Source organism: Bradyrhizobium sp. STM 3561, from assembly GCF_045571455.1.
Taxonomy (GTDB): domain Bacteria; phylum Pseudomonadota; class Alphaproteobacteria; order Rhizobiales; family Xanthobacteraceae; genus Bradyrhizobium; species Bradyrhizobium vignae.
Genome location: NZ_CP120695.1, coordinates 3,579,159 through 3,597,876, shown reverse-complemented (window position 1 = coordinate 3,597,876; position 18,718 = coordinate 3,579,159). Strand labels below are relative to the sequence as shown.

The following is an 18,718-nucleotide window of genomic DNA, read 5'->3' as shown; positions in this document are numbered from 1 at the left end:
AGGCGCGCCATGGACGAACATATGGACGTTGCCCCTACCGCTTCGGATTCGGTACTCGACCACGTGCCGATGCGCAATGAAGACGGCGAAATTCGTCACGAATTCGTCGAGGAAATTGCCCATGCGATCGAGGCCGGCGACAGTGCGGCGCTGCGCGCCTGCGTCGCGGAGCTGCACGAGGCCGATCTCGGCGATTTGATCGGGGCATTGCAGCCCGACGCCCGCGTCCGCCTCGTCGAACTCACCGGCCGTGATTTCGACTTCTCCGCGCTGAACGAGGTCGACGAGACCGTGCGCGAGGAGATCCTCGAGGAGCTGCCGCCGGAGACGGTCGCCGAGGGTGTCCGCGAGCTCGAATCCGACGATGCGGTCGAACTCCTGGAAACCCTCGACGCCGCGGAGCAGGAGGAAATCCTCGAAAAGCTGCCGCTCAAGGAGCGCGTCGCGCTCGAGCGCAGCCTGCTGTATCCGGAGAACTCCGCCGGCCGCCGCATGCAGACCGAGTTCATCGCGGTGCCCCAGGATTTCACCGTGGGCCAGGCGATCGACTATATGCGCGAGACGCCGGATCTGCCCGACCGCTTTTACGAAATCTACGTCGTCGACAAGGACCAGCACTGGCAGGGCGCCGTGCCGCTCGATGTGCTCTTGCGCACGCGCCGGCCGGTGGCGTTGACCGAACTCACTGACGAGGACCGCCGCCGCGTTTCCGTCCTGGAGGACCAGGAAGAGGTGGCGCGCATGTTCGGCAAGTACAATCTCGTCGCCGCACCCGTGCTCGACACCCAGGACCGCCTCGTCGGCGTCATCACCGTCGACGACGTCGTCGACGTCATCGAGGAGGAGGCGGAAGAGGACCTCAAGGCGCTCGGCGGTGTCACCAGCGACGAAGAGCTGTCGGACACCGTCCTCACGATTGCGCGCGGCCGCTTCAACTGGCTGCTGGTGAACCTCGCCACCGCGTTCCTGGCGTCCTCCGTGCTCGGCCTGTTCGAGGGGCAGCTCGAGAAGATGGTGGCGCTCGCGGTGCTGGCGCCGATCGTGGCGAGCCAGGGCGGCAATGCGGCGACCCAGACCATGACGGTCGCGGTGCGGGCACTGGCGACGCGCGAGCTCGGCTCCTCCAATGCCTGGCGCGTGGTGCTGCGCGAGTCGCTGGTCGGCCTCGTCAACGGGCTCGCCTTCGCCGTGATCACGGGCATTGCCGCGGTGGCCTGGTTCAAGATCCCGGGCCTCGGCATCGTCATCGGGCTCGCCATCATCTGCAACCTCGTCGCCGGCGCGCTCGGCGGCATCCTGATCCCGATGGCGCTGGAGCGCGTGCGGGCGGACCCCGCGGTGGCGTCGGGCACGTTCGTGACCACCGTGACCGATGTGGTCGGCTTCTTCTCCTTCCTCGGCATCGCGACGCTCTGGTTCGGGTTGAAGTAGGGCCGGTTTGGGACCCCAGGCTCTCACCACGTCATTGCGAGCTTCGTCGCAAGGGCTCCTCGCAATGACGGAGGAGGCAGCGGGGGCATCCTCACTCTCGTGTCCTGGCTGCGCAGCGTTTGGGGGCACGAGACAATCTTTAATCCGAACTTAAGCGACCTGCCGCATCATCGCTGCGCTTGGGGGACTGGACATGCGGTTGCGGCTGAAGGCGGACGGACGGGTCGTTGAATTGCGGGACGGACAGGAGTTTCCGGTCCAGCCGTCGGCGGTCGAGCTTGCGGCCAATGCCGCGCCGGCCGACACCTCTTCGCTCGCGGTGCGCGATTTGCGCCGCCGCGCCTGCCTGACCCAGATGGAGTTCGCGGCCAAGCTCGGCGTTCCCGTCGAGACCATCCGCAACTGGGAGCAGGGCAAGCGTGCTCCTCGGGGGCCGGCCCGCGCGCTGCTCGCGGTGATCGCGCATGCGCCCGATACCGTGTTCCAGGCGCTCGCCAAGGCGTGACGTCAAGGCCTGAAGCCTCGCGCGAACCTCCGGTTAGCATTGCCCTGAACATCCGTCCCGATAGCACTGACGTCCGTTGGCAACCATCCCGGACGAGGTCCATAATGTCGACGGGGCTGCCGCAACAGAGGGGATTCCTCATGCTGTTCGTAGAGGCCAATGGTGCAAGGATTCCGGCGATCGGGCTCGGGACCTGGGAGCTTGAAGGGCGCACCTGCGCGCGCGTGGTCGAGCAGGCGCTGCGGCTCGGCTATCGCCACCTCGACACCGCGCAGGCCTACGACAATGAGCGCGAGGTCGGCGATGGCTTGCGCGCCTCCGGCGTGCGTCGCGATGAAGTGTTCCTCACGATGAAGGTCTGGACCAACCATTTCGCGCCCCACGATCTCGAACGCTCGGTCAAGGAGAGCCTCGCACGCCTGCGGCTTCCCTCCGTCGATCTGCTGCTGCTGCACTGGCCCAATCCCCACGTGCCGCTGGCGGAGACGCTTGGAGCGCTGTCGCATGCAAAGACGATGGGCCTGACGCGCCACATCGGTGTCTCCAATTTCACGGTGGCGCTGATCGAGCAGGCGGTGGCGGCCTCGCCGGAGCCGCTCGTCTGCAACCAGGTCGAGTATCATCCTTATCTCGACCAGGCGAAGGTGAGGGCGGCCTGCGACCAGCACGGCCTCGCGCTGGTCGCCTACAGCCCGATCGCCAAGGGCCGCATCAAGACCGACCAGAGGCTTGCCGAGATCGGGCGCATCCACCGCAAGACGCCGGCGCAGGTCTGCCTGCGCTGGCTGGTGCAACAGAATGTCGCTGCGATCCCGCGCACCTCGCGCGTCGAGCGCCTGTCGGAAAACATCGAGATCTTCGATTTCGAGCTGTCGGAGGAGGAGATGAGCCGGATCGCCGCGCTCGCCACCCCGAAGGGACGCCTGACCGACTTTGGCTTCGCGCCGAAATGGGATTGAGAGGGACCCGCGGTATGCTAGGACCGCGACGGCAACCCAAGATCGGTCGATGGAACTGCGGAAGATCATACGGACGGACATTGCGGCCTCGGCGATCGCGCATCTGACGCTGGTGGCGCTGATCGTTTTGATCAGCGAGGTCCATCCGTTTCACGCCGCGCCGTCCGAGACTGTCACGGTCGACATCGTCACGCCGGAGCAGGTGAAGCAGGAGGAAGCCAAGGCCGAGGAGAAGGAAGCGGCGAAGGAGAAGCCGCCCGAGCCGCTTCCCGACCTGAAGCTGCCCAAGCTCGATCTCAACGACAAGGCGGACACAGCGTTGAAGTCTGCGGCCGAGCAGCAGACTGCGGCACCATCGTCGTCACCGCACGCCTCGCCCGAGCCACAGCAGAAGCAGCCGCAACCCGCACAGGCGTCGAAGCAGCACGAGGCCAACGTGCAACCGCAGCCGCAGCAGCACTCTCAGCCGACGCCGCAAACGCCGCCTCAGGCGATGCCGCAGCAGCAGGCTGCGCCGCCGGCCTATCAGGCGCCCCAGCCCGACGTCACAGTCAAATACGGGGTCATGCTGGGCCTGCCGCCCGAGCTGCCGCCCGAGCCGAAGGATGCCCCCAAGGACGATGGCGGCGACGCCAAGGATTCGATCGCGGCCAGGTTGCCGGCCGAAGTCATCGCGGCACTCCGTCGTCATTTGCGAAGTTGCGCAAAGCTGCCCGCCGGGGTCGCGCCGAGCGACAACGTCCATGTCAAGCTGCGCGCGGTGTTCGCCACCGACGGCACGCTGGCGCGCGAGCCCATCCTGATCGAAGCGCCGCCGTCCGCGAAAGGCGTGGCCATCGTCAAGTCTGCAATGAGCGCGCTCCAGAACTGCCAGCCCTACAAGATGCTGCCGGCCAATTTGTATGGGGAATGGAAGGTGCTGGACCTGCCGTTCAGCCCGAAGGATTTTGGGTCGTAGCGCTCCCGCCATCGTGCCTGTGTCGCCCTCTGTCAATCCCATCACGCAAATTCCGCGGCGGGATTCTGGATTGCTCACATGGGGATTTGGTGTGTCAAGGCGGTTTGTTCAGCTCTTTGTTCGATTGCAGGCCAGCTCTTCGTCCCGACCGTGGAGCACGTGGGATGGCGCGCGCAGATCGAGTCAAGGTCGGCCCGGAGGGCCGTCGCGAAGCGACTTGGCCTTGACTCGAGCGAGCACGCCATCAGGCTTTGGCAGTCGGGGCAGCGGGCGTTACGGCGTTTGAAGCCATGCAATCCATCGGTTCGTCCACCCGGATCGGCCGAGGCTGATCAATCTCGGCGGATTGGCTTTGAGGCTGAGGAGCGTGGTGTCAGGCGGCGGCCTTTATCTCGGCTCCCTCGATCACCACGCCCGCGGTCACGTACTTCCAGAGGGCCACGAGCAGCTTGCGCGCGAGCGCCACGATCGCGCGCTTGCGGCCGCGTTGGCTGTGCACCTTGAACCACTGGGTCAAAGCCGATTGAGGCTGGTGGCGTACCCAGAGCCAGGCGAGCTGGATCATCGTGGTTCTCAGGCGCGGATTGCCAGCCTTCGACACGCCTTGCTCGCGCTCGATGCCGCCACTGCGCCATGGCGTGGCTGCAAGGCCGGCATAGGATGCAATCTGGCGGCGGTTGGCGAACTGCCGGTAAAAGGCCTCCGACCAGAGAACGGCCGTGAAGTTCGGGCCCAGGCTCTTCAGTTCGAGCAGCATTGCCACCGGGTTCGATACGGTCTTCTCCCCGCCGCCTTGCTCGCGGCCAGCAACGCATCCTGCTCGCGCTCCACCGCCGTGATCTGGTCGAGCAGCAGTTCGAGCCGGTCGAGTTCGCGGCTGATCTGCGCCTTCAGATGCGCCAGCAAGGCGCGCCCGTCGCCCGTCCGCAAGGCCTCCAGCCGCTTCCGCCGGTCTCGCCGCAGCGGCGCGTAGTCGAAGATCCCTTGCGCGAACAGAAGACCCTTGATCCGGTTCACATGCTCGATCCGCTCCGCGATCAAGGTCTCTCGCTCGCGGCACAGCCTACGGCGGTCCTCCTCTGCCGGAGAGGGCGCAACGACCATGGCGCAGACCCGTACCTCGCCGCGCTTGTAGGCCAGCAGCGTCGGCAACAGCGTCTCGCCATCCAGCCGGTCCGTCTTGGCCCGCCGGCGCCGGCGCGGCGTCGCAATCGAGGCCGGATCGACTACGTGGCTCTCGATGCCTTCCTGCTGCAGGGCGCGGTGAAGCCAGAACCCGTCCAGCCCCGCCTCCTGGATCGCGATGATCGGATAGCTCTCACCCGTTCGCGCCTGCGCCTTGCGCTTCAGCTCCGCAAACAGCTTCAACAGTTCCGAAAGGTCGCCGGCCTTCATGCTGCGTTTGGACATCTTCTCGCCCTTGCAGGGCGACAGCGAAGTGACCAGCCATGTCGAACGGCTTAGTTCCAATGACACAAAAATTGCGCCAAACTGCGTGCGGATAGCGGCCAGTCCGTCGGAAGGATGATCGAGCAACATCGTCGTCTCCAGGTTGAATGGATTCAGCAACCCTCAGTCTGGCCTCAGACCTGGTCGCTATCCACTCCCCATGGAATCTTCGTCGCAAGGGCTCCTCGCAATGACGAGGAGGAGAGAGCGTGGACCACACGCCTCTCGCGTGCCCCGGACGCAGCGCAGCGCTCCTTCAGCGTGCGCTGCAGAGCCGGGGCCCATGTCGCCGCGCCCGTGCCGTGTTGCTCGGGGTCCCGGCTCTGCGCCGCAACGCTTCGCGCGTTGCAGCCTGTCCGGGACACGAGAGATCAATGACTGCGCTTCATCCCCTCATCAAGGTTGACCTCCGGCGCCATCGCGGCCCACGCGCTCGACGCGAACTGCCTGCGCCAGGTCACGACCACCACGGCTGCGGTGGTGACGAACAGCACCCATGGGCTGACGAACCAGCCGAGATAGCCGAGCGCGAAGAAGAAGGCGCGCTGGCCGCGATTGAAATGGCGGCCGGCGGATTCGAACAGGCGCGAGGTGCGGATGACGTGGGCTTCGGCCTCCGGCGTGTCGCGCCGGTTGGCCGGCGGCATGCCGCCGAACAGGATCGCGACATAGTTGAACAGGCGATAGGCCCAGGCGAATTTGAAGAAGGCGTAGACGCAGATCAGCACGAGGCCGACGCATTTGAGCTCCCACAGCGCGGGCGAGGTGCTGAGGTCGATCGGCAGCTTGCTCAGGATCGTGATCGCGTCGTTGGTGGCGTGCAGCAGCGCCAGCGCGCCGCCGAGCGCGAACAGGCTGGTGGAGGCGAAGAAGGCGGTGCCGTTCTGGAGCGAGGCCATGATCTGCATGTCGACCATGCGCGTGTCGCGGTCGAGCAGCCGGCGTACCCAGACCTCGCGATAGCCGTTCATGCGCGCCGACAGGCTGTCGCGGCCATAGGCCGAGTGCTCCAGCGTCAGGGCATAAATCAGCCATTCGATGATGAAGAAGCCGACGGCAGCGATGTCGACCCAATGCCTGCTCATGTCTTTCTCCTCGCAAGGACCGCAACGATTGCCACGCATGACGGGGCGCAGCAACGATTGATTGGCGGCAGGCGATGGCGTTAAAAGCAGCTCGCTCTAGGACGTCTCGGGAAGGACTGGTGACATGGCTGCGCTGAAACTCGCGATCGGCAACAAGAACTACTCGTCATGGTCGATGCGGCCCTGGCTCGCGCTCCGCGCCAACGACATCCCGTTCGTGGAGACGCTGATCCCGCTCTACACCGACAATCCCGCGGACAAGGAGCAGATCCTGTCCTTCAGCCGCGCCGGCAAGGTGCCGGTGCTGGTCGATGGCGACATCACGGTGTGGGATTCGCTTGCCATCATCGAATACATCGCCGAGCGCTACCCGGAAGTGAAGCTGTGGCCGGACGATGTCGCTGCGCGCGCGCATGCCCGTTCGGTGTGCGCCGAGATGCATTCCGGCTTCGCCGCTCTGCGCAACGAGTGCGGCATGAACCTGCATCGGCCGATCCGCCCCGTGACGCTGTCGGCGGACGCCAAGGCGAACATCGCTCGGATCGAGGAGATCTGGCGCGAATGCCGCGCCCGCTATGGCGCGAAGGGGCCGTTCCTGTTCGGCCGCTTCGGCGCGGCGGACGCCATGTATGCGCCGGTCGTGCACCGCTTCCGCACCTATGCGATCGAGGTGGCGCCGGACACCAGGGCCTACATGGAAACGATGATGGCGCTGCCGGCATTCCAGGAATGGACGCGCGACGGGCTGGCTGAGACGCTTGTCATCGCGAAATTCGAGGACGCCTGATCGCAGCTCTGGTGGGTGCGGCCGACCGCGTGTCGGCCGGCGGCTCTCATGATCCGGAAATCGACCAGAGCAACGCCTCACTCGGAGCTGCGACCGGCCTGCCACACGCCCCCTGAACCAGCGACCCCGGCGGTATCATCGGTCCGCTGGTTCCATCTCTATCATTCTGAAAAAACTGCAAAATTTGTGTGCTCGCCATGCTGGCATGGTGCTGGCCAAAACGACCGGCCGCGTGCTATATAGCGGCCCGGGTTTCCGGCCAGCCATCGCAGTGGGACACTGGGCGAGGCAGGCGCTGTTTGAGTAATGGAGAGGGTGTTGAAGCACAAATTCCCCGTGGGAACGCGCGTCCTGTTCACGGCTAGCAATGTTGCGCGTCCGGCCGCCAGCGGCGCCTATGAGGTCATCCGCCTGCTGCCGACCGAAGGCGACGATTGCCAGTACCGGATCAAGAGCTCGACCGAAGCTTTCGAGCGCGTTGCCAAGGAAAGCCAGCTCGCGCTCTCCTGAAGGCTGTGACGCCGTCAGCGCATTGGCGACCCCGGGGAATTGCATTCTGCCGCCGTCAAAAGGCCTGCTTCACCTTCACAAGGTGAGCGGGGGCAGTTGCCGACACGCGGTGCTCGCTTGACCATTCGCTCTTTGCTCGCGTGAGGGGACGTCGCGCATGAACTGGGCATGGGCCAGTTCGCTTGACCAAATCTGGCGTTCGCCGGCCCTCCCGATGTGGATGACGCTGGCGGCTGCCGGATTCTTCGGATTGATCCTCCTGATCACGCTGCTGCGCGCCGACAGATCGGTCGCCAATGGTGCGCTGACCGTCATCACGCTGTTATCGATCGCGATCGCGGGGGCCGCCACCGTGCGCGTCTATGGACCGGAAGCGCAGTCCGCTCCAGCCGAAGCGCGCGCGCAAGGTGCGGTGACCGCGAGCCTGCCGGCGCTGTCCTGTCTCGACGATCTCGCCGGCGATGTCGTCGCCGCTGGTTGCGAGAAGGCGCTGTTCGGTGCGCCTGACGCAGCGGCTGCGGCGGTCTCCTACACTGCCGCCAGGATCGACCGGCTGACCGCGCTCGGCGACGCCGCCGCGGCCGAGAAGAGTCTGACAATCGACATGAAGGTGCTGCGCAAGTCGCTGGAGCGTGATCGCTACGGCCTTGTCGCGCATGTGCTGATGATGCGCGACGGCTGCACGCAGGTCGATTGCGCCGCGTTCCGCTCGCTGGCCGACCAGCGGCAGGTCGCGGCCAACATGGACTCCCATCTCTATGACACGCTGGTCGCGCGCTATGCGCCGACCTGGAACACGCCTGCAGCAGCGACAGCGATGCCGGTCACCGCTGCACTCGCCGGGATGCCGCCATCGGTGCCGACGGGCAAGCCGACCAATGCAGAGTTCCCGAGCGCTTCGTCGACGCCACCGGTGAGCATCATGAATCCGGAACCGTCGCCCGCGGCGACCCGCCAGGCGACGCCGGCCGCAAACGCAGCGGCGGCACCGCGTGCGCCGGCCGCGACCTCGGCACAGGCCGCAGCGCCGGCCGCGAAGAAGCCGCCGGCGCCAAAAGCTGCGCGTGCGCCGGCAGCCGCACCGGTTCCGCTCGCACCGCCGCCGGCATCGGCCGCTGCTCCGGCTGCGGATAATGAATAGATCGGCATTCCCAATGCGTGGCTGCCCGGCTAATGCTTGGGCATGCCACTCCATCTGATCAAGCTCGCCGTCGGCTGCGACTCCGTCAAGGAATTGAAGGAGTGGGTGGCCGAACGGATGCGGACCGCCAAGAAGAAGGGTCTGCCGCAACGTCACATCCACATCACCCGCATGGTGCCGAAGCGCGACGCCGAAATCCTCGCCGGAGGTTCGCTCTATTGGGTGATCAAGGGCGAGATCGCCGCGCGCGAGAAGATCATCGGCATCGAGCCGTTCCGCGACAAGGACGGCATCGGGCGCTGCCGGATCGTGATGCAGCCGAAGGTGATCTCGGTCTCGCCGCGGCCGATGCGCCCGTTCCAGGGCTGGCGCTATCTGACCGATGATTCCGCGCCGGCCGATCTCGGCAAGTCTGCGGCCGGCTCGATTGCGGCGATGCCGGAGCCGATGCGGCGCCAGCTGCGTGACCTCGGGCTGCTCTAAACAGCGATATTGTCGATCAGCCGGGTGGTGCCGAGCCTGGCCGCGACCAGGATCCGCAGGGGGCCGTCCTTGCGCGAGGTGACCGGTGCCAGCGTCTCGGCATGGCGGACCTCGTAATAGTCGAGCGCCAAGCCTGCCGCCTTGATCATCTCGGCGCCGCCTCCCATCGCAGGCGCGATCGAATCGCCGGCACGGATGCGCGCGGCGCTCTCTTTCATGGCGCGGTAGAGGACGGTGGCGGTCTGGCGCTCCTCGGGCGAGAGGTAGACGTTGCGCGAGGACATCGCGAGCCCGTCGCGCTCGCGCACGGTGCGGGAGCCGATCACCTTGACGCCGAGGTCGAGGTCGCGCGCCATCTGCATCACCACCCGCAACTGCTGAAAGTCCTTTTCGCCGAAGATCGCCACATCAGGCCGGCACTGCGTGAACAGCTTGCCGACGACGGTGGCGACACCGCCGAAGAAGTGCGGTCGGAAGCGGTCCTCGAGCCCGGCCAGCGCCGGCCCTTCCGGCACGATGCGGGTGGCAAAGCCCTCCGGATACATGGCTGCGACGCCCGGGTGCCAGACGATATCGACCTCCTCGGCGACGAGCCTGGCGATATCGGCCTTCCAGGTTCGCGGGTAGGCACCAAAATCCTCGGTCGGGGCAAACTGAGTGGGGTTGACGAAGATCGACACCACGACGCGAGTGGCGCGCCGCTTGGCAAGACGAACCAGCGACACATGCCCGTCGTGAAGGGCCCCCATGGTCGGGACCAGCGCGATCGTGGCCTTTCGCTTGCGGAGATTGTCGATGGCGCGTCGCAGGGTGGGGACCGTGCGGGCGATCAATGGGCTTGCTGACATCAGGACTCGACGGATTGGGAAGCGACGAAAGGCGCGGGCGCAGCGCCAGCAGGCTAACCTTAACAAGCGGCGCTCGTGGACGCCATGCATCCGGATGCGGCACAGCATCCCGCGCACGGTGGCGCAGCACGTTTGCGACATTGTGGGCCGGATCGCAGATGAAAGATGGCGCGCGATTCATGATGAAGCAGGGCGCGCTGCGATTTGCATTACCTGTCACGCATTTCACTTGACCGCAGAGGCGACCAACTCGAAGATATTCGTCAGGGTGTTGAGGATCGCTATGCTTGTGCAGGCTAGCCAAGGCCAATCCGGCGCGGCGCATGTGGTCGTGCTCGGCAACGAGAAGGGCGGCTCCGGCAAATCGACCACCGCCTTGCACATTGCTGTTGCGCTCCTGAAGGCCGGCCAGCGGGTCGCCACCATCGACCTCGACTGCCGCCAGCGAAGCTTCACCCGCTATATCGACAACCGCGCCGCCTGGGCCCGTCGCACCAAGCTCGACCTCGAACTGCCGGTGCATCGCTGCATCAAGCTCGGCGAGACCATGCAGATTGCCGAGAACGAGACTTCCGAGTTCCAGCAGTTCATGGAGGCGGTCTCGGCAGTCGAGAGCAGCTTCGACTTCATCGTCATCGATACGCCCGGTACCGACAGCTATCTGATGCGGCTTGCCCATTCGATGGCCGACACCCTGGTGACGCCGATCAACGACAGCTTCCTCGATTTCGATGTGCTCGGCACCGTCGATCCCGCGAGCTACGCGGTGACGGGCGAGAGTCACTATGCCGAGATGGTACGCGACGTCAGGCGCAAGCGCCGCCAGGTCGATGGCGCGACCACCGACTGGATCGTCGTGCGCAACCGCCTCTCCATGCTCGGCTCCCGCAACAAGCAACTCGTCGCCGAGGGGTTGAAGGATTTGTCGCTGCGGCTCGGGTTCCGCTACGTCGATGGCTTCGCCGAGCGTGTCGTGTACCGCGAATTTTTTCCGCGCGGCCTGACCGCCCTCGATGAGATCGATGAGGCCACGCTCGGCATGCGGCCCAATCTCGGCCATCTCACCGCGCGGGAAGAGGTGACGAGCCTGCTCCGCCAGCTCAAGCTGCCGCTCGACGAGCGCGGCCGCCGCCGCGCCGCCAACCGGGCCGAGTGGTTCAGCCAGGTCGACAAGCCGCTTGAGGTCCACGACATCCTCGGCGCCTGACGCCTCGGTATCGCGCCAGTTCCAGCCGTTCCGGGTAATACCTGTCGCGGGAACCCGGCCCGCGTCCGGCGCGTTCTATCCTGCATCTACTGCGAAATCGAACCGAATCGAGACCGGTTGCGTCGAACGGTGACCTGCACCCTGACGTAGCGGTATGAGGATGGGGTGCTCACAAACCGTGTGCGACGCACAATGAAAGGGCTGCGGGCTCACAATATTTAGCCTTCCTGTCACGCTCCTGTGACATATATTAGGGAATAGGCGACCAGGGGCCGAAGAGCCCCGGAAGAACACGATTTTCAACAGGGATTCAGGCCGCAAAGCCTGAGGCTGAGGACGAAAATGAAGCGTGGAATTGCCGTTCTGGTTTCGGTCAGTGCCCTCTGCGGCATCGCCTATTTCACGGCGAGCAAGTGGGCGATCAAGCACGAGACCATCACCTTCTACGATGCCTCGCGCGACAACCGCCCGGTGCCCGTAGACATCGCGGTGCGCCGCGACAAGGAACTGCAGGCCAATGCCGGCATGATCACGCTGCCGGTCGCCGTGATCAACCACGGCAACACCGTCAAGAACACCGAGTACGGCTTCCTCGCCAACATCTTCGCCGCGCGCGGCTACATGGTCGTGAGCCCGCAGCATGATTTGCCGACCGATCCTCCGATGGTGACCAAGCCCGGCGAACTCTACGTCGGCCGGCTGCCGCAGATCCTGCGCGGCGTCGCCAACATCCATCTCGCCATGCAGGAGATGAAGAAGGTTCAGCCCAACGCCGACTATGACAAGGTGACCATGGTCGGCCACTCCATGGGCGGCGACATCACGATGTACTTCGCCAAGCAGTATCCGGACGAAGTCAAGAAGGTCGTCACGCTCGACAATCTGCGCGTGCCCTTCGTCACCGCCGGCAAGTTCAAGATCCTCTCGTTCCGCTCGCAGGATCCACAGTTCAAGACGGACGCAGGCGTGCTCCCGACCGACGAGGAATGCGAGAAGGCGGGCATCCAGGTCGTGAAGACCGAATTCCAGCACAACGACATGCGCGACACCGGTCCGGATGCGGCCAAGAGCTCGATCCAGAGCATGCTCGACAAGTTCCTGAACGCGACGGACAGCGAGGTGGCGCCGGTCGACACGCAATCGGCCCCGCCCAAGGTCCTCGAGCCTGGTCCGGTCGCCCTGATGGCGCCTGCCAAGAGCTGACGTACAAGGGCTGACGTACAAGAGCTGACATCGCCGCTCGACTGTAAGCCTCCGCCGGCGCCCGCCCGCGGAGGCTTTGCGCATTGACCGGGCCGCATGCGCTGACCACATTAGCCGTTCACGCAAGGTGCAAGCGATGTCGGGCGAACCCATCAAACCGCGCGGTCGCGATGCCGTCTCGGCGCAAGCAGACGGCGCGCTACCGCAAGCGGGGACCTCAACCGCGGAAGACATCGCCGCCTTCGTCGCCAAGGCGCGGGCCCTGTCACCGCATGCACCGGGCGCGAAGGGACGGCTGATCTTTGCGCTGGATGCGACGATGAGCCGGCAGCCGACCTGGGACATGGCCTGCGCGCTCCAGGCCGACATGTTTCGCGAGGCCGCGGCGCTCGGCAGTCTCGACATCCGGCTGGTCTATTATCGCGGCTTCAACGAGTGCCGGGCCACGGGTTGGATCTCCGACAGCGCCAAGCTGGCGGCGCTGATGAGCAAGATCGATTGCCGCGGCGGCGACACCCAGATTGGCAAGGTACTGAGCGAGGCCCGGCGCGAGGCGGTCGCATCCGGCGTGCGGGCCGTGGTCTTCGTCGGCGATGCCATGGAGGAAGAAATCGACCAGCTCTGCGCCAAAGCCGGCGAACTCGGCATGCTCAAGGTGCCGGTGTTCGTGTTTCAGGAAGGTCATGACGCCGTCGCCGAGCGGGCCTTCCGCGAGATCGCGCGCCTGACTGGCGGTGCCTGGTGCCGGTTCGATCCCGGTGCGGCGGCGCAGCTGCGCGAGCTGTTGCGGGCAGCTGCGGCCTATGCCGCCGGCGGACGTGAGGCGTTGCTGAAATTGGCTGGAAGCGTGAGCGGCGCGGCGAAGCTGATCAGCCAGCTGAAATAGCGGCCTGGCCGGCGGCAGTGAACGCCATGCTTTTTGACGAGAGGACGACTATATTCCGGCCATGACCCTGCTTGCCGGCGCTGTCGCTGTTATCACGCTTTACCTGCTGCTCCAGATGTTCCGCTCCGCCAATCCGGCGGTGCTGGCGCGCACCATCAAGTTCGGCGGCGGCGTGCTGGCGCTGGCGGTCGCAGCCTTCACGGGCTTGCGCGGCGAGCTGGCGGTTGCGATCCCCCTCGGAATATTTGGCGCCGGGTTGCTCGGCTGGACGCCGTTGGCGAATGCCGGCTTCGGCAATGTCGGAGGGCTGTTCGGCGGCGGCGCGACGCGCCCGTCCGGGCAGGCCTCGCGGGTGCGCTCGCCATTCCTGGACATGCGGCTCGACCACGACTCTGGCCAGCTTTCCGGCCAGATCGTCGCGGGGCCTCACGCCGGGCGCAGTCTCGATGAGTTCGATCTCGCCGGCCTGCTGGCGATGGTCCCGACCTTCGACGCCGAGAGCGTGGCCTTACTTGAAAGCTATCTGGACCGCCGGTTTCCCGCTTGGCGTCAGAACGCGCAGGGCGATGCGGCAGGGCGGCAGCGCCGCACGGCGGCGAGCAGCAAAATGACGGCGGAGGAAGCCTATCAGATCCTTGGCCTGCAGCCGGGCGCGGGGCGCGACGACATCAGCCGGGCCCACAAGGCCCTGATGAAGAAACTCCATCCCGACCAAGGGGGCTCGACGTATCTCGCTGCCCGGGTAAACGAGGCCAAGGATACTCTGCTTCGCACGCATAACGGCTAACTCCGGCACCACGCCACAAACGCCCGTACCGCGTGAGCTCCGTTTGCTCTGTGTCGCCGTCGCCCGCCTGTGTCGGCGTGGTCGATCCCCTCAAGCAAAGTTTTAACCGTAAATCCTTGACGAGAGGTTGTCGTGGAACAGCCTTGTCGTGAAACCGCTTCGGCATCACCGCAGCCCAAAATGAAAATGCCCGCGCAAGGCGCGGGCATTTGGTCTGCAACGGAGGAAGGAGATCAGTTGCGAACGGTGATGCAGGAGATCTCGGCACGCTTCAAGGTGCGGCAGACTGCTTCGGCCTGGTCGCGCTCGAGCCCGGCGAAGCGGGCGCGGTAGAGCTTGCGATTGTCCTTGGCGACAACGGGCTCGGTGAACGGGTCGGCCTTGCTGAGCAAGCCGCGCGCCGAGTTGCGGGCGGCATCGATGCGCTGCTGAGCTTCGTTCTCGCTATCGAGCGCGCCGACCTGGACGATCCAGCCGCTGTGGGTGACGGCTGGCCTGGTGGTGGCGCTCATCTGGATCGGCTGCGACGGCGGCTCGGCGGACGCGAGCTTCGGAGCGGCGGGAGCGGGCGCCGCGGCCGGCAGCACCCCGAGAATGCCGTTGCCGGTGCCGAAGCCGGCCGGCTGCCGAGGCAGTTCGGTGCGGGCAATCTCGGCCTTCGGCGCTTCCGGCTGGCTCACCGCCTCCGGCTTGTTGATGAGGTCTGCCCTGGCGACGATGGCGCCGGAGGTTTCCGCGACGTCCGAACGCGGCGGGATGGTGCTGGTGACCGGCGGCGCGACCTGAGCCGGGGCCGCAGAGGCGACCTTCACGGCGCCGGCCTTGACCTGAACCGTCTTGACCCGAACCGGCTTCATCGGCTCGGACGAGCCGGGGATGATGGAGAGCGGCTGGCTCGAGATCACACCATTGGTGAGCGGCGCAGGTTCGACCTTGGACTCCGTCGGCCGAACTTCGGGTTTGGGCTGAGCGGGCGGCATGGCGGCAGTCGCGGCGGCCAGCGTCGACAGACGCGCGGCAAGGCGTGACGGGGCAGCCTCGGGAGCAGGCGCTACAGCGGCCTGGACCTGCGGCGCGGAGCGGGGAGCATCCGATGCATCGGCGACGTCGGTATTGGCCTCGGCGCCGTTGCGCTCCGTGACTGCGGCGACGGTGTGGACGGTTGCACCCTTCTCGAGATTCTCGGCGAGCAGGTTGCGCATGATGGCGTCGCGCGAACCGCCGCTACGGCCGCCGAGCACAACGCCGATCAGGTGGCGGTTGCCCCGGCGCATCGAGGTAACGAGGTTGAAGCCTGAGGCGCGGGTGTAGCCGGTCTTGATGCCGTCCACGCCCTCGACGCTGCCGAGCAGGTGGTTGTGGTTGCGGATCGACTGTCCCCGCCAATTGAAGGTCGAGGTCGCGAAATAGCGATAGTAGCGCGGGAAGCGCTCCTGGATGGCGCGACCCAGCGTAGCCTGGTCGCGTGCGGTCGTGACCTGCTCGTCGTTGGGAAGGCCATTGGCGTTGCGGTAGACCGTCCGCGACATGCCGAGCGAGCGCGCCTTGCGCGTCATCATCTGGGCGAAGTCGTCCTCGTTACCGGCGATCGCTTCTGCGATCACCACGGCTGCATCGTTGGCTGAACGGGTGACGAGGCCCTTGATCGCGTCCTCAACGCGAATGGTCTGGCCGGCACGCAGATTCAGCTTGGTCGGATCCTGGTCGGCAGCGTGCTGGGACACCGGCATCTCAGTGTCGAGTTTCATCTTGCCGGATTCCAGGCGCTCGAACAGCAGATAGAGCGTCATGATCTTGGTCAGCGAGGCCGGATGGCGAATCCCGTCAGGACTTGTCGCCTGCAGCACCGCGCCGGAATTGCCGTCGATGATGATGGACGCGAATTTCGGGCTGGAGCTCTCGGACACATCGCGCTGGACCCGGTGGTGCGCGTAGTGTCGGCGATGGCGCCGCGCTTCGGCAGCATCGGTGGTGAAGATGACTGCGGTGGTGACCGTAAGAAGCCCGAAAACGCCAACCCGCGCCAAGCGCGAGGAAGACAAGTTTTTACGAAGCATGGAACCCCGTCCCCGTTTCTGACTTGATCACCGGCCCGTGAGGCGAAATTGTGCCCAATAAACCCGGGATCATTACCTGCTCAGGCTGTCCCTCCGCTGGTGTTCGCCGCGGGGGACGTTGGACCCGAGCCGCTGTTCTGGCCAAGGTGATGTTCTCAAACGGCTTTTGGCCGCTTGCGGAAGTGAACACGTCCAGGGAATCAGGGTAGGGGGCCGCGGTTTCCAAAAGCTTAAGGAACCCTTGCGGGAAACCCCGGGAATTTCTGCGATTTGCATCGAATTTTGTGCGATGCACAAGATTGTTGACTTTTTTGTGCGTTGCACTAATTTTGGGCGAAGTCAGGGAGCCGGGGCTTCCCGACGTGAGCCAGGGAAAAGGATTCCGAGATGTTCAAGGTTGAAGACTTTCAGAACTACGGGAAAGAGCAGTTCGAGCAGTGCGTTGCCTCCGCGACCTCGGTGCAGCACGGCCTCCAGGCGATCGCGAGCGCCTATGGCGACTATACGAAGAAGTCGTTCGAAGACACCAAGTCCTTTGTCGAGAAGCTTTCCGGCGTGAAGTCGCTGGACAAGGCCATGGAAGCACAGACCGATTTTGCCCGTTCCGCCTACGAGACCTTCGTTGCGGAATCGCAGAAGATCGCCGGCCTCTACAACGACCTCGCCAAGCAGGCGTTCAAGCCGGTCGAGACGATTGTGTCGAAGTTCACCCCGGCCGCTCACTAAACTCTCCGGGAAATCCTGGAAGCGAAAAGCCCGGCTGAACAGCCGGGCTTTTTTTGTGAGTGGCTCCACTTCCGCGTCAGCGCGAGACGTGGAGCTTGGAGATGGAGGTTCCGATCTGACTGAAAGCGGATGCGATCTGGCTGGAGCTCGTCAGCATGAAAAACTTGCTTGAGTCGCTCGCGCAGGCCGGCAGGACCGCCGATTGGCCAGCGCCATCCGTATCGATCTGCACGGTGTAGATGGTGACGCCTGAATTCTTGATGTTCGTGCACAAGGTGCTCATGCGGGCATCGACCTGTGTGCTCGTACTAGAGAAGTCACCGTACCAGCGGTTGCCGGTGTTCAGGCCGTCAGTGAACAGCACAATGATGTGCTGGTAGGTGTTGCCGGTGATCGATTCCGCCGGTGCATTGAGGGGAGACTGCTGGAGCAGCGAGAACCAGCCCCACTGCAGGCCGATGGTTTGGTTGGTTGCACCGCGCGCGGTCATCGAGTTGATCGTGTTGTTGACCGCAGTCCAGTTGTAGGTCAGGGGGAGGATCTGGGCTGTCGGGCACGATTGATCCTGATCCGCGTAGAAGGAGGTGGCGAGAGAGGAGGGCGCGGTCGAGGTGACATCGTAGTTGGAGCTCTTGTCGCGGTCGGTCACGCATCCGTTCCACAGTGTCTTGTCGATCGTAGGCGTGTGATTCCAAGTGTAGCCGTGCCCCACGCATTGGGCATAAGTCATCCAGTAGCCGCCGCTGCAATAGGTCTGCCAGGGATACGACGAGTTCGGATAATTCGTGGGGTCCCACTGGTCCCAGCGCAGCCAGCTCGCATTGACGTTGGACGTGCCGACATTGACATCGATCTCGAACGGAATGACGGAAATGTAGACGTCGCCGGGGTTGACGGCGAGATTAGACAATTGGGTCACGAGGCTCTTGGCGGCGTTCTGCAACGAGGCGAGCTTGTTGTAGTTGGCCATCGATCCGGTGTTGTCGAGCACCAGTGCGACGCGGAGCAGGTTGGCTCCCCAAGTGCTGGTCGCGGTCGCGCCGAAACCGAGGTTCGGAAATCCGGCGATCTTCATGAATTCGGTCGGGATGGATCCGGATCCGGTGACCTGGACCGTCGCATTGCTACTGCTGCTGGCGGCGGTGTAGGTCGCGGAGATCGAGAGGGATTGAGCGCTTGTATTGGTGTACAGGCCGGTGAAGTAGCTCTGTGCCTTTGAGCTGATTTGGGATGTCGTGATTGTGCCCGCCGACAGGTCCTTGGAGAGCATCAGAGCAGTGGAGTCCAGCGCCGCCTGCATCGCGGTACGGGCGTTGGCGGCCCGGCTGTAATCGATGGCGGCGCCTATGAAGGTCAACACCGGGACGAGCGCGATGGCGAAGATCACGGCGATATTGCCTTGCTCGGCTCCGGCAAAACGGGCGAGCTGTCGACCAATGCGGATGACGACGGACGAGCGACACATGGCGACCCCGAAATCTGTGACTTTGCCGGATTTTGCGCCACATCGTTGAATCGCCGGTAAATTGCACGCTGCAAAGCCGGAGGGACCACGGACCAAAAGGTCGCGCCCTGCACCGCGGCTGGGTTCCTGGTCAACGCGTTCTAAACAGGCCGGCCGGAAATTTTTGTCAAATCGGTCCGGATTGATTAACCTTGGTGGGGATCGCCCGGACCGGGAATCGGGACCGCCGCG

At 64.8% G+C, this 18,718-nt stretch carries 17 protein-coding genes and 1 pseudogene; 13 read left to right on the top strand and 5 right to left on the bottom strand.

The window, feature by feature from the left end; translation table 11 throughout:
- Nucleotides 1–9: 9 nt before the first annotated feature.
- From mgtE to P6U28_RS16965, 4 genes are all read left to right on the top strand, one after another.
- Nucleotides 10–1,431 (top strand): magnesium transporter, encoded by a 1,422-nt coding sequence (mgtE, locus tag P6U28_RS16980; RefSeq protein WP_122402832.1) that lies wholly within the window; start codon nucleotides 10–12, stop codon nucleotides 1,429–1,431.
- A gap of 187 nt (nucleotides 1,432–1,618) precedes the next feature.
- Nucleotides 1,619–1,936, top strand: coding sequence for a DNA-binding transcriptional regulator (locus tag P6U28_RS16975; protein ID WP_122402833.1), 318 nt, complete (start codon nucleotides 1,619–1,621; stop codon nucleotides 1,934–1,936).
- A gap of 140 nt (nucleotides 1,937–2,076) precedes the next feature.
- A complete protein-coding gene (locus P6U28_RS16970) occupies nucleotides 2,077–2,895 on the top strand; it encodes an aldo/keto reductase (RefSeq protein WP_122402834.1) in 819 nt (272 codons plus the stop codon).
- A gap of 49 nt (nucleotides 2,896–2,944) precedes the next feature.
- Nucleotides 2,945–3,853, top strand: a complete 909-nt coding sequence (locus tag P6U28_RS16965) for a hypothetical protein (RefSeq protein WP_407122793.1) — start codon at nucleotides 2,945–2,947, stop codon at nucleotides 3,851–3,853.
- Nucleotides 3,854–4,226: 373 nt separating this feature from the next.
- Here the strand turns inward: P6U28_RS16965 and P6U28_RS16960 are convergent.
- Together P6U28_RS16960 and P6U28_RS16955 are read right to left on the bottom strand one after the other, a co-directional pair.
- Nucleotides 4,227–5,392 (bottom strand): annotated as a pseudogene (locus P6U28_RS16960) (IS110 family transposase).
- 281 nt (nucleotides 5,393–5,673) lie between these two features.
- The gene (locus P6U28_RS16955; RefSeq protein ID WP_122402836.1) at nucleotides 5,674–6,387 is read right to left on the bottom strand and encodes a DUF599 domain-containing protein; all 714 of its coding nucleotides are present in this window, start codon (nucleotides 6,385–6,387) and stop codon (nucleotides 5,674–5,676) included.
- Nucleotides 6,388–6,511: 124 nt separating this feature from the next.
- Here P6U28_RS16955 and P6U28_RS16950 point away from each other — a divergent pair, with 124 nt between their 5' ends.
- The 4 genes from P6U28_RS16950 (at nucleotide 6,512) to P6U28_RS16935 (ending at nucleotide 9,308) form a co-directional block, all read left to right on the top strand.
- A complete protein-coding gene (locus P6U28_RS16950) occupies nucleotides 6,512–7,174 on the top strand; it encodes a glutathione S-transferase family protein (protein WP_122402837.1) in 663 nt (220 codons plus the stop codon).
- 306 nt (nucleotides 7,175–7,480) lie between these two features.
- Nucleotides 7,481–7,684, top strand: a complete 204-nt coding sequence (locus P6U28_RS16945) for a hypothetical protein (protein ID WP_085969273.1) — start codon at nucleotides 7,481–7,483, stop codon at nucleotides 7,682–7,684.
- A gap of 157 nt (nucleotides 7,685–7,841) precedes the next feature.
- The gene (locus tag P6U28_RS16940) at nucleotides 7,842–8,825 is read left to right on the top strand and encodes a hypothetical protein (protein WP_122402838.1); all 984 of its coding nucleotides are present in this window, start codon (nucleotides 7,842–7,844) and stop codon (nucleotides 8,823–8,825) included.
- 42 nt (nucleotides 8,826–8,867) lie between these two features.
- Nucleotides 8,868–9,308, top strand: a complete 441-nt coding sequence (locus tag P6U28_RS16935; RefSeq protein WP_122402839.1) for a DUF1489 family protein — start codon at nucleotides 8,868–8,870, stop codon at nucleotides 9,306–9,308.
- On the opposite strand, the gene panC is transcribed toward P6U28_RS16935, so the two are convergent.
- Nucleotides 9,305–10,156 carry a pantoate--beta-alanine ligase gene (gene panC, locus P6U28_RS16930; RefSeq protein ID WP_122402840.1) on the bottom strand — a complete coding sequence of 284 codons (852 nt, stop codon included), beginning with the start codon at nucleotides 10,154–10,156 and terminating at the stop codon, nucleotides 9,305–9,307. The two genes, P6U28_RS16935 and panC, sit on opposite strands and share 4 nt — an antisense overlap.
- A 283-nt stretch (nucleotides 10,157–10,439) precedes the next feature.
- Between panC and P6U28_RS16925 the strand changes: the two genes are divergently transcribed.
- The 4 genes from P6U28_RS16925 (at nucleotide 10,440) to P6U28_RS16910 (ending at nucleotide 14,239) form a co-directional block, all read left to right on the top strand.
- Nucleotides 10,440–11,363, top strand: coding sequence for a division plane positioning ATPase MipZ (locus P6U28_RS16925; protein ID WP_122406620.1), 924 nt, complete (start codon nucleotides 10,440–10,442; stop codon nucleotides 11,361–11,363).
- Nucleotides 11,364–11,705: 342 nt separating this feature from the next.
- Nucleotides 11,706–12,566 carry an alpha/beta fold hydrolase gene (locus P6U28_RS16920; protein ID WP_122402841.1) on the top strand — a complete coding sequence of 287 codons (861 nt, stop codon included), beginning with the start codon at nucleotides 11,706–11,708 and terminating at the stop codon, nucleotides 12,564–12,566.
- A 136-nt stretch (nucleotides 12,567–12,702) separates the two neighbouring features.
- Nucleotides 12,703–13,452, top strand: coding sequence for a VWA domain-containing protein (locus tag P6U28_RS16915; RefSeq protein ID WP_122402842.1), 750 nt, complete (start codon nucleotides 12,703–12,705; stop codon nucleotides 13,450–13,452).
- A gap of 61 nt (nucleotides 13,453–13,513) precedes the next feature.
- Nucleotides 13,514–14,239: a DnaJ domain-containing protein gene (locus P6U28_RS16910; protein WP_122402843.1), complete on the top strand. Its 726-nt coding sequence runs from the start codon at nucleotides 13,514–13,516 to the stop codon at nucleotides 14,237–14,239.
- Between the two features lie 233 nt (nucleotides 14,240–14,472).
- Here P6U28_RS16910 and P6U28_RS16905 read toward each other — a convergent pair whose 3' ends face one another.
- Entirely contained in the window at nucleotides 14,473–16,296 is a 1,824-nt protein-coding gene (locus P6U28_RS16905; RefSeq protein WP_129143236.1) for a D-alanyl-D-alanine carboxypeptidase, read from the bottom strand.
- A gap of 387 nt (nucleotides 16,297–16,683) precedes the next feature.
- Here P6U28_RS16905 and P6U28_RS16900 point away from each other — a divergent pair, with 387 nt between their 5' ends.
- Nucleotides 16,684–17,022 (top strand): phasin family protein, encoded by a 339-nt coding sequence (locus P6U28_RS16900; RefSeq protein ID WP_122402845.1) that lies wholly within the window; start codon nucleotides 16,684–16,686, stop codon nucleotides 17,020–17,022.
- 76 nt (nucleotides 17,023–17,098) lie between these two features.
- Here the strand turns inward: P6U28_RS16900 and P6U28_RS16895 are convergent, their stop codons facing one another.
- Entirely contained in the window at nucleotides 17,099–18,487 is a 1,389-nt protein-coding gene (locus P6U28_RS16895) for a TadE/TadG family type IV pilus assembly protein (RefSeq protein WP_122402846.1), read from the bottom strand.
- Nucleotides 18,488–18,718: the final 231 nt, after the last annotated feature.

Bases quoted from the DNA above. Each gene is read 5' to 3' on its own strand.
- mgtE (WP_122402832.1), top strand. From the start codon at position 10: ATGGACGAACATATGGACGTTGCCCCTACCGCTTCGGATTCGGTACTC.
- P6U28_RS16970 (WP_122402834.1), top strand. From the start codon at position 2,077: ATGCTGTTCGTAGAGGCCAATGGTGCAAGGATTCCGGCGATCGGGCTC.
- P6U28_RS16965 (WP_407122793.1), top strand. From the start codon at position 2,945: ATGGAACTGCGGAAGATCATACGGACGGACATTGCGGCCTCGGCGATC.
- P6U28_RS16955 (WP_122402836.1), bottom strand. From the start codon at position 6,387: ATGAGCAGGCATTGGGTCGACATCGCTGCCGTCGGCTTCTTCATCATC.
- P6U28_RS16950 (WP_122402837.1), top strand. From the start codon at position 6,512: ATGGCTGCGCTGAAACTCGCGATCGGCAACAAGAACTACTCGTCATGG.
- P6U28_RS16945 (WP_085969273.1), top strand. From the start codon at position 7,481: ATGGAGAGGGTGTTGAAGCACAAATTCCCCGTGGGAACGCGCGTCCTG.
- P6U28_RS16940 (WP_122402838.1), top strand. From the start codon at position 7,842: ATGAACTGGGCATGGGCCAGTTCGCTTGACCAAATCTGGCGTTCGCCG.
- P6U28_RS16935 (WP_122402839.1), top strand. From the start codon at position 8,868: ATGCCACTCCATCTGATCAAGCTCGCCGTCGGCTGCGACTCCGTCAAG.
- panC (WP_122402840.1), bottom strand. From the start codon at position 10,156: ATGTCAGCAAGCCCATTGATCGCCCGCACGGTCCCCACCCTGCGACGC.
- P6U28_RS16925 (WP_122406620.1), top strand. From the start codon at position 10,440: ATGCTTGTGCAGGCTAGCCAAGGCCAATCCGGCGCGGCGCATGTGGTC.
- P6U28_RS16920 (WP_122402841.1), top strand. From the start codon at position 11,706: ATGAAGCGTGGAATTGCCGTTCTGGTTTCGGTCAGTGCCCTCTGCGGC.
- P6U28_RS16915 (WP_122402842.1), top strand. From the start codon at position 12,703: ATGTCGGGCGAACCCATCAAACCGCGCGGTCGCGATGCCGTCTCGGCG.
- P6U28_RS16910 (WP_122402843.1), top strand. From the start codon at position 13,514: ATGACCCTGCTTGCCGGCGCTGTCGCTGTTATCACGCTTTACCTGCTG.
- P6U28_RS16905 (WP_129143236.1), bottom strand. From the start codon at position 16,296: ATGCTTCGTAAAAACTTGTCTTCCTCGCGCTTGGCGCGGGTTGGCGTT.
- P6U28_RS16900 (WP_122402845.1), top strand. From the start codon at position 16,684: ATGTTCAAGGTTGAAGACTTTCAGAACTACGGGAAAGAGCAGTTCGAG.
- P6U28_RS16895 (WP_122402846.1), bottom strand. From the start codon at position 18,487: ATGTGTCGCTCGTCCGTCGTCATCCGCATTGGTCGACAGCTCGCCCGT.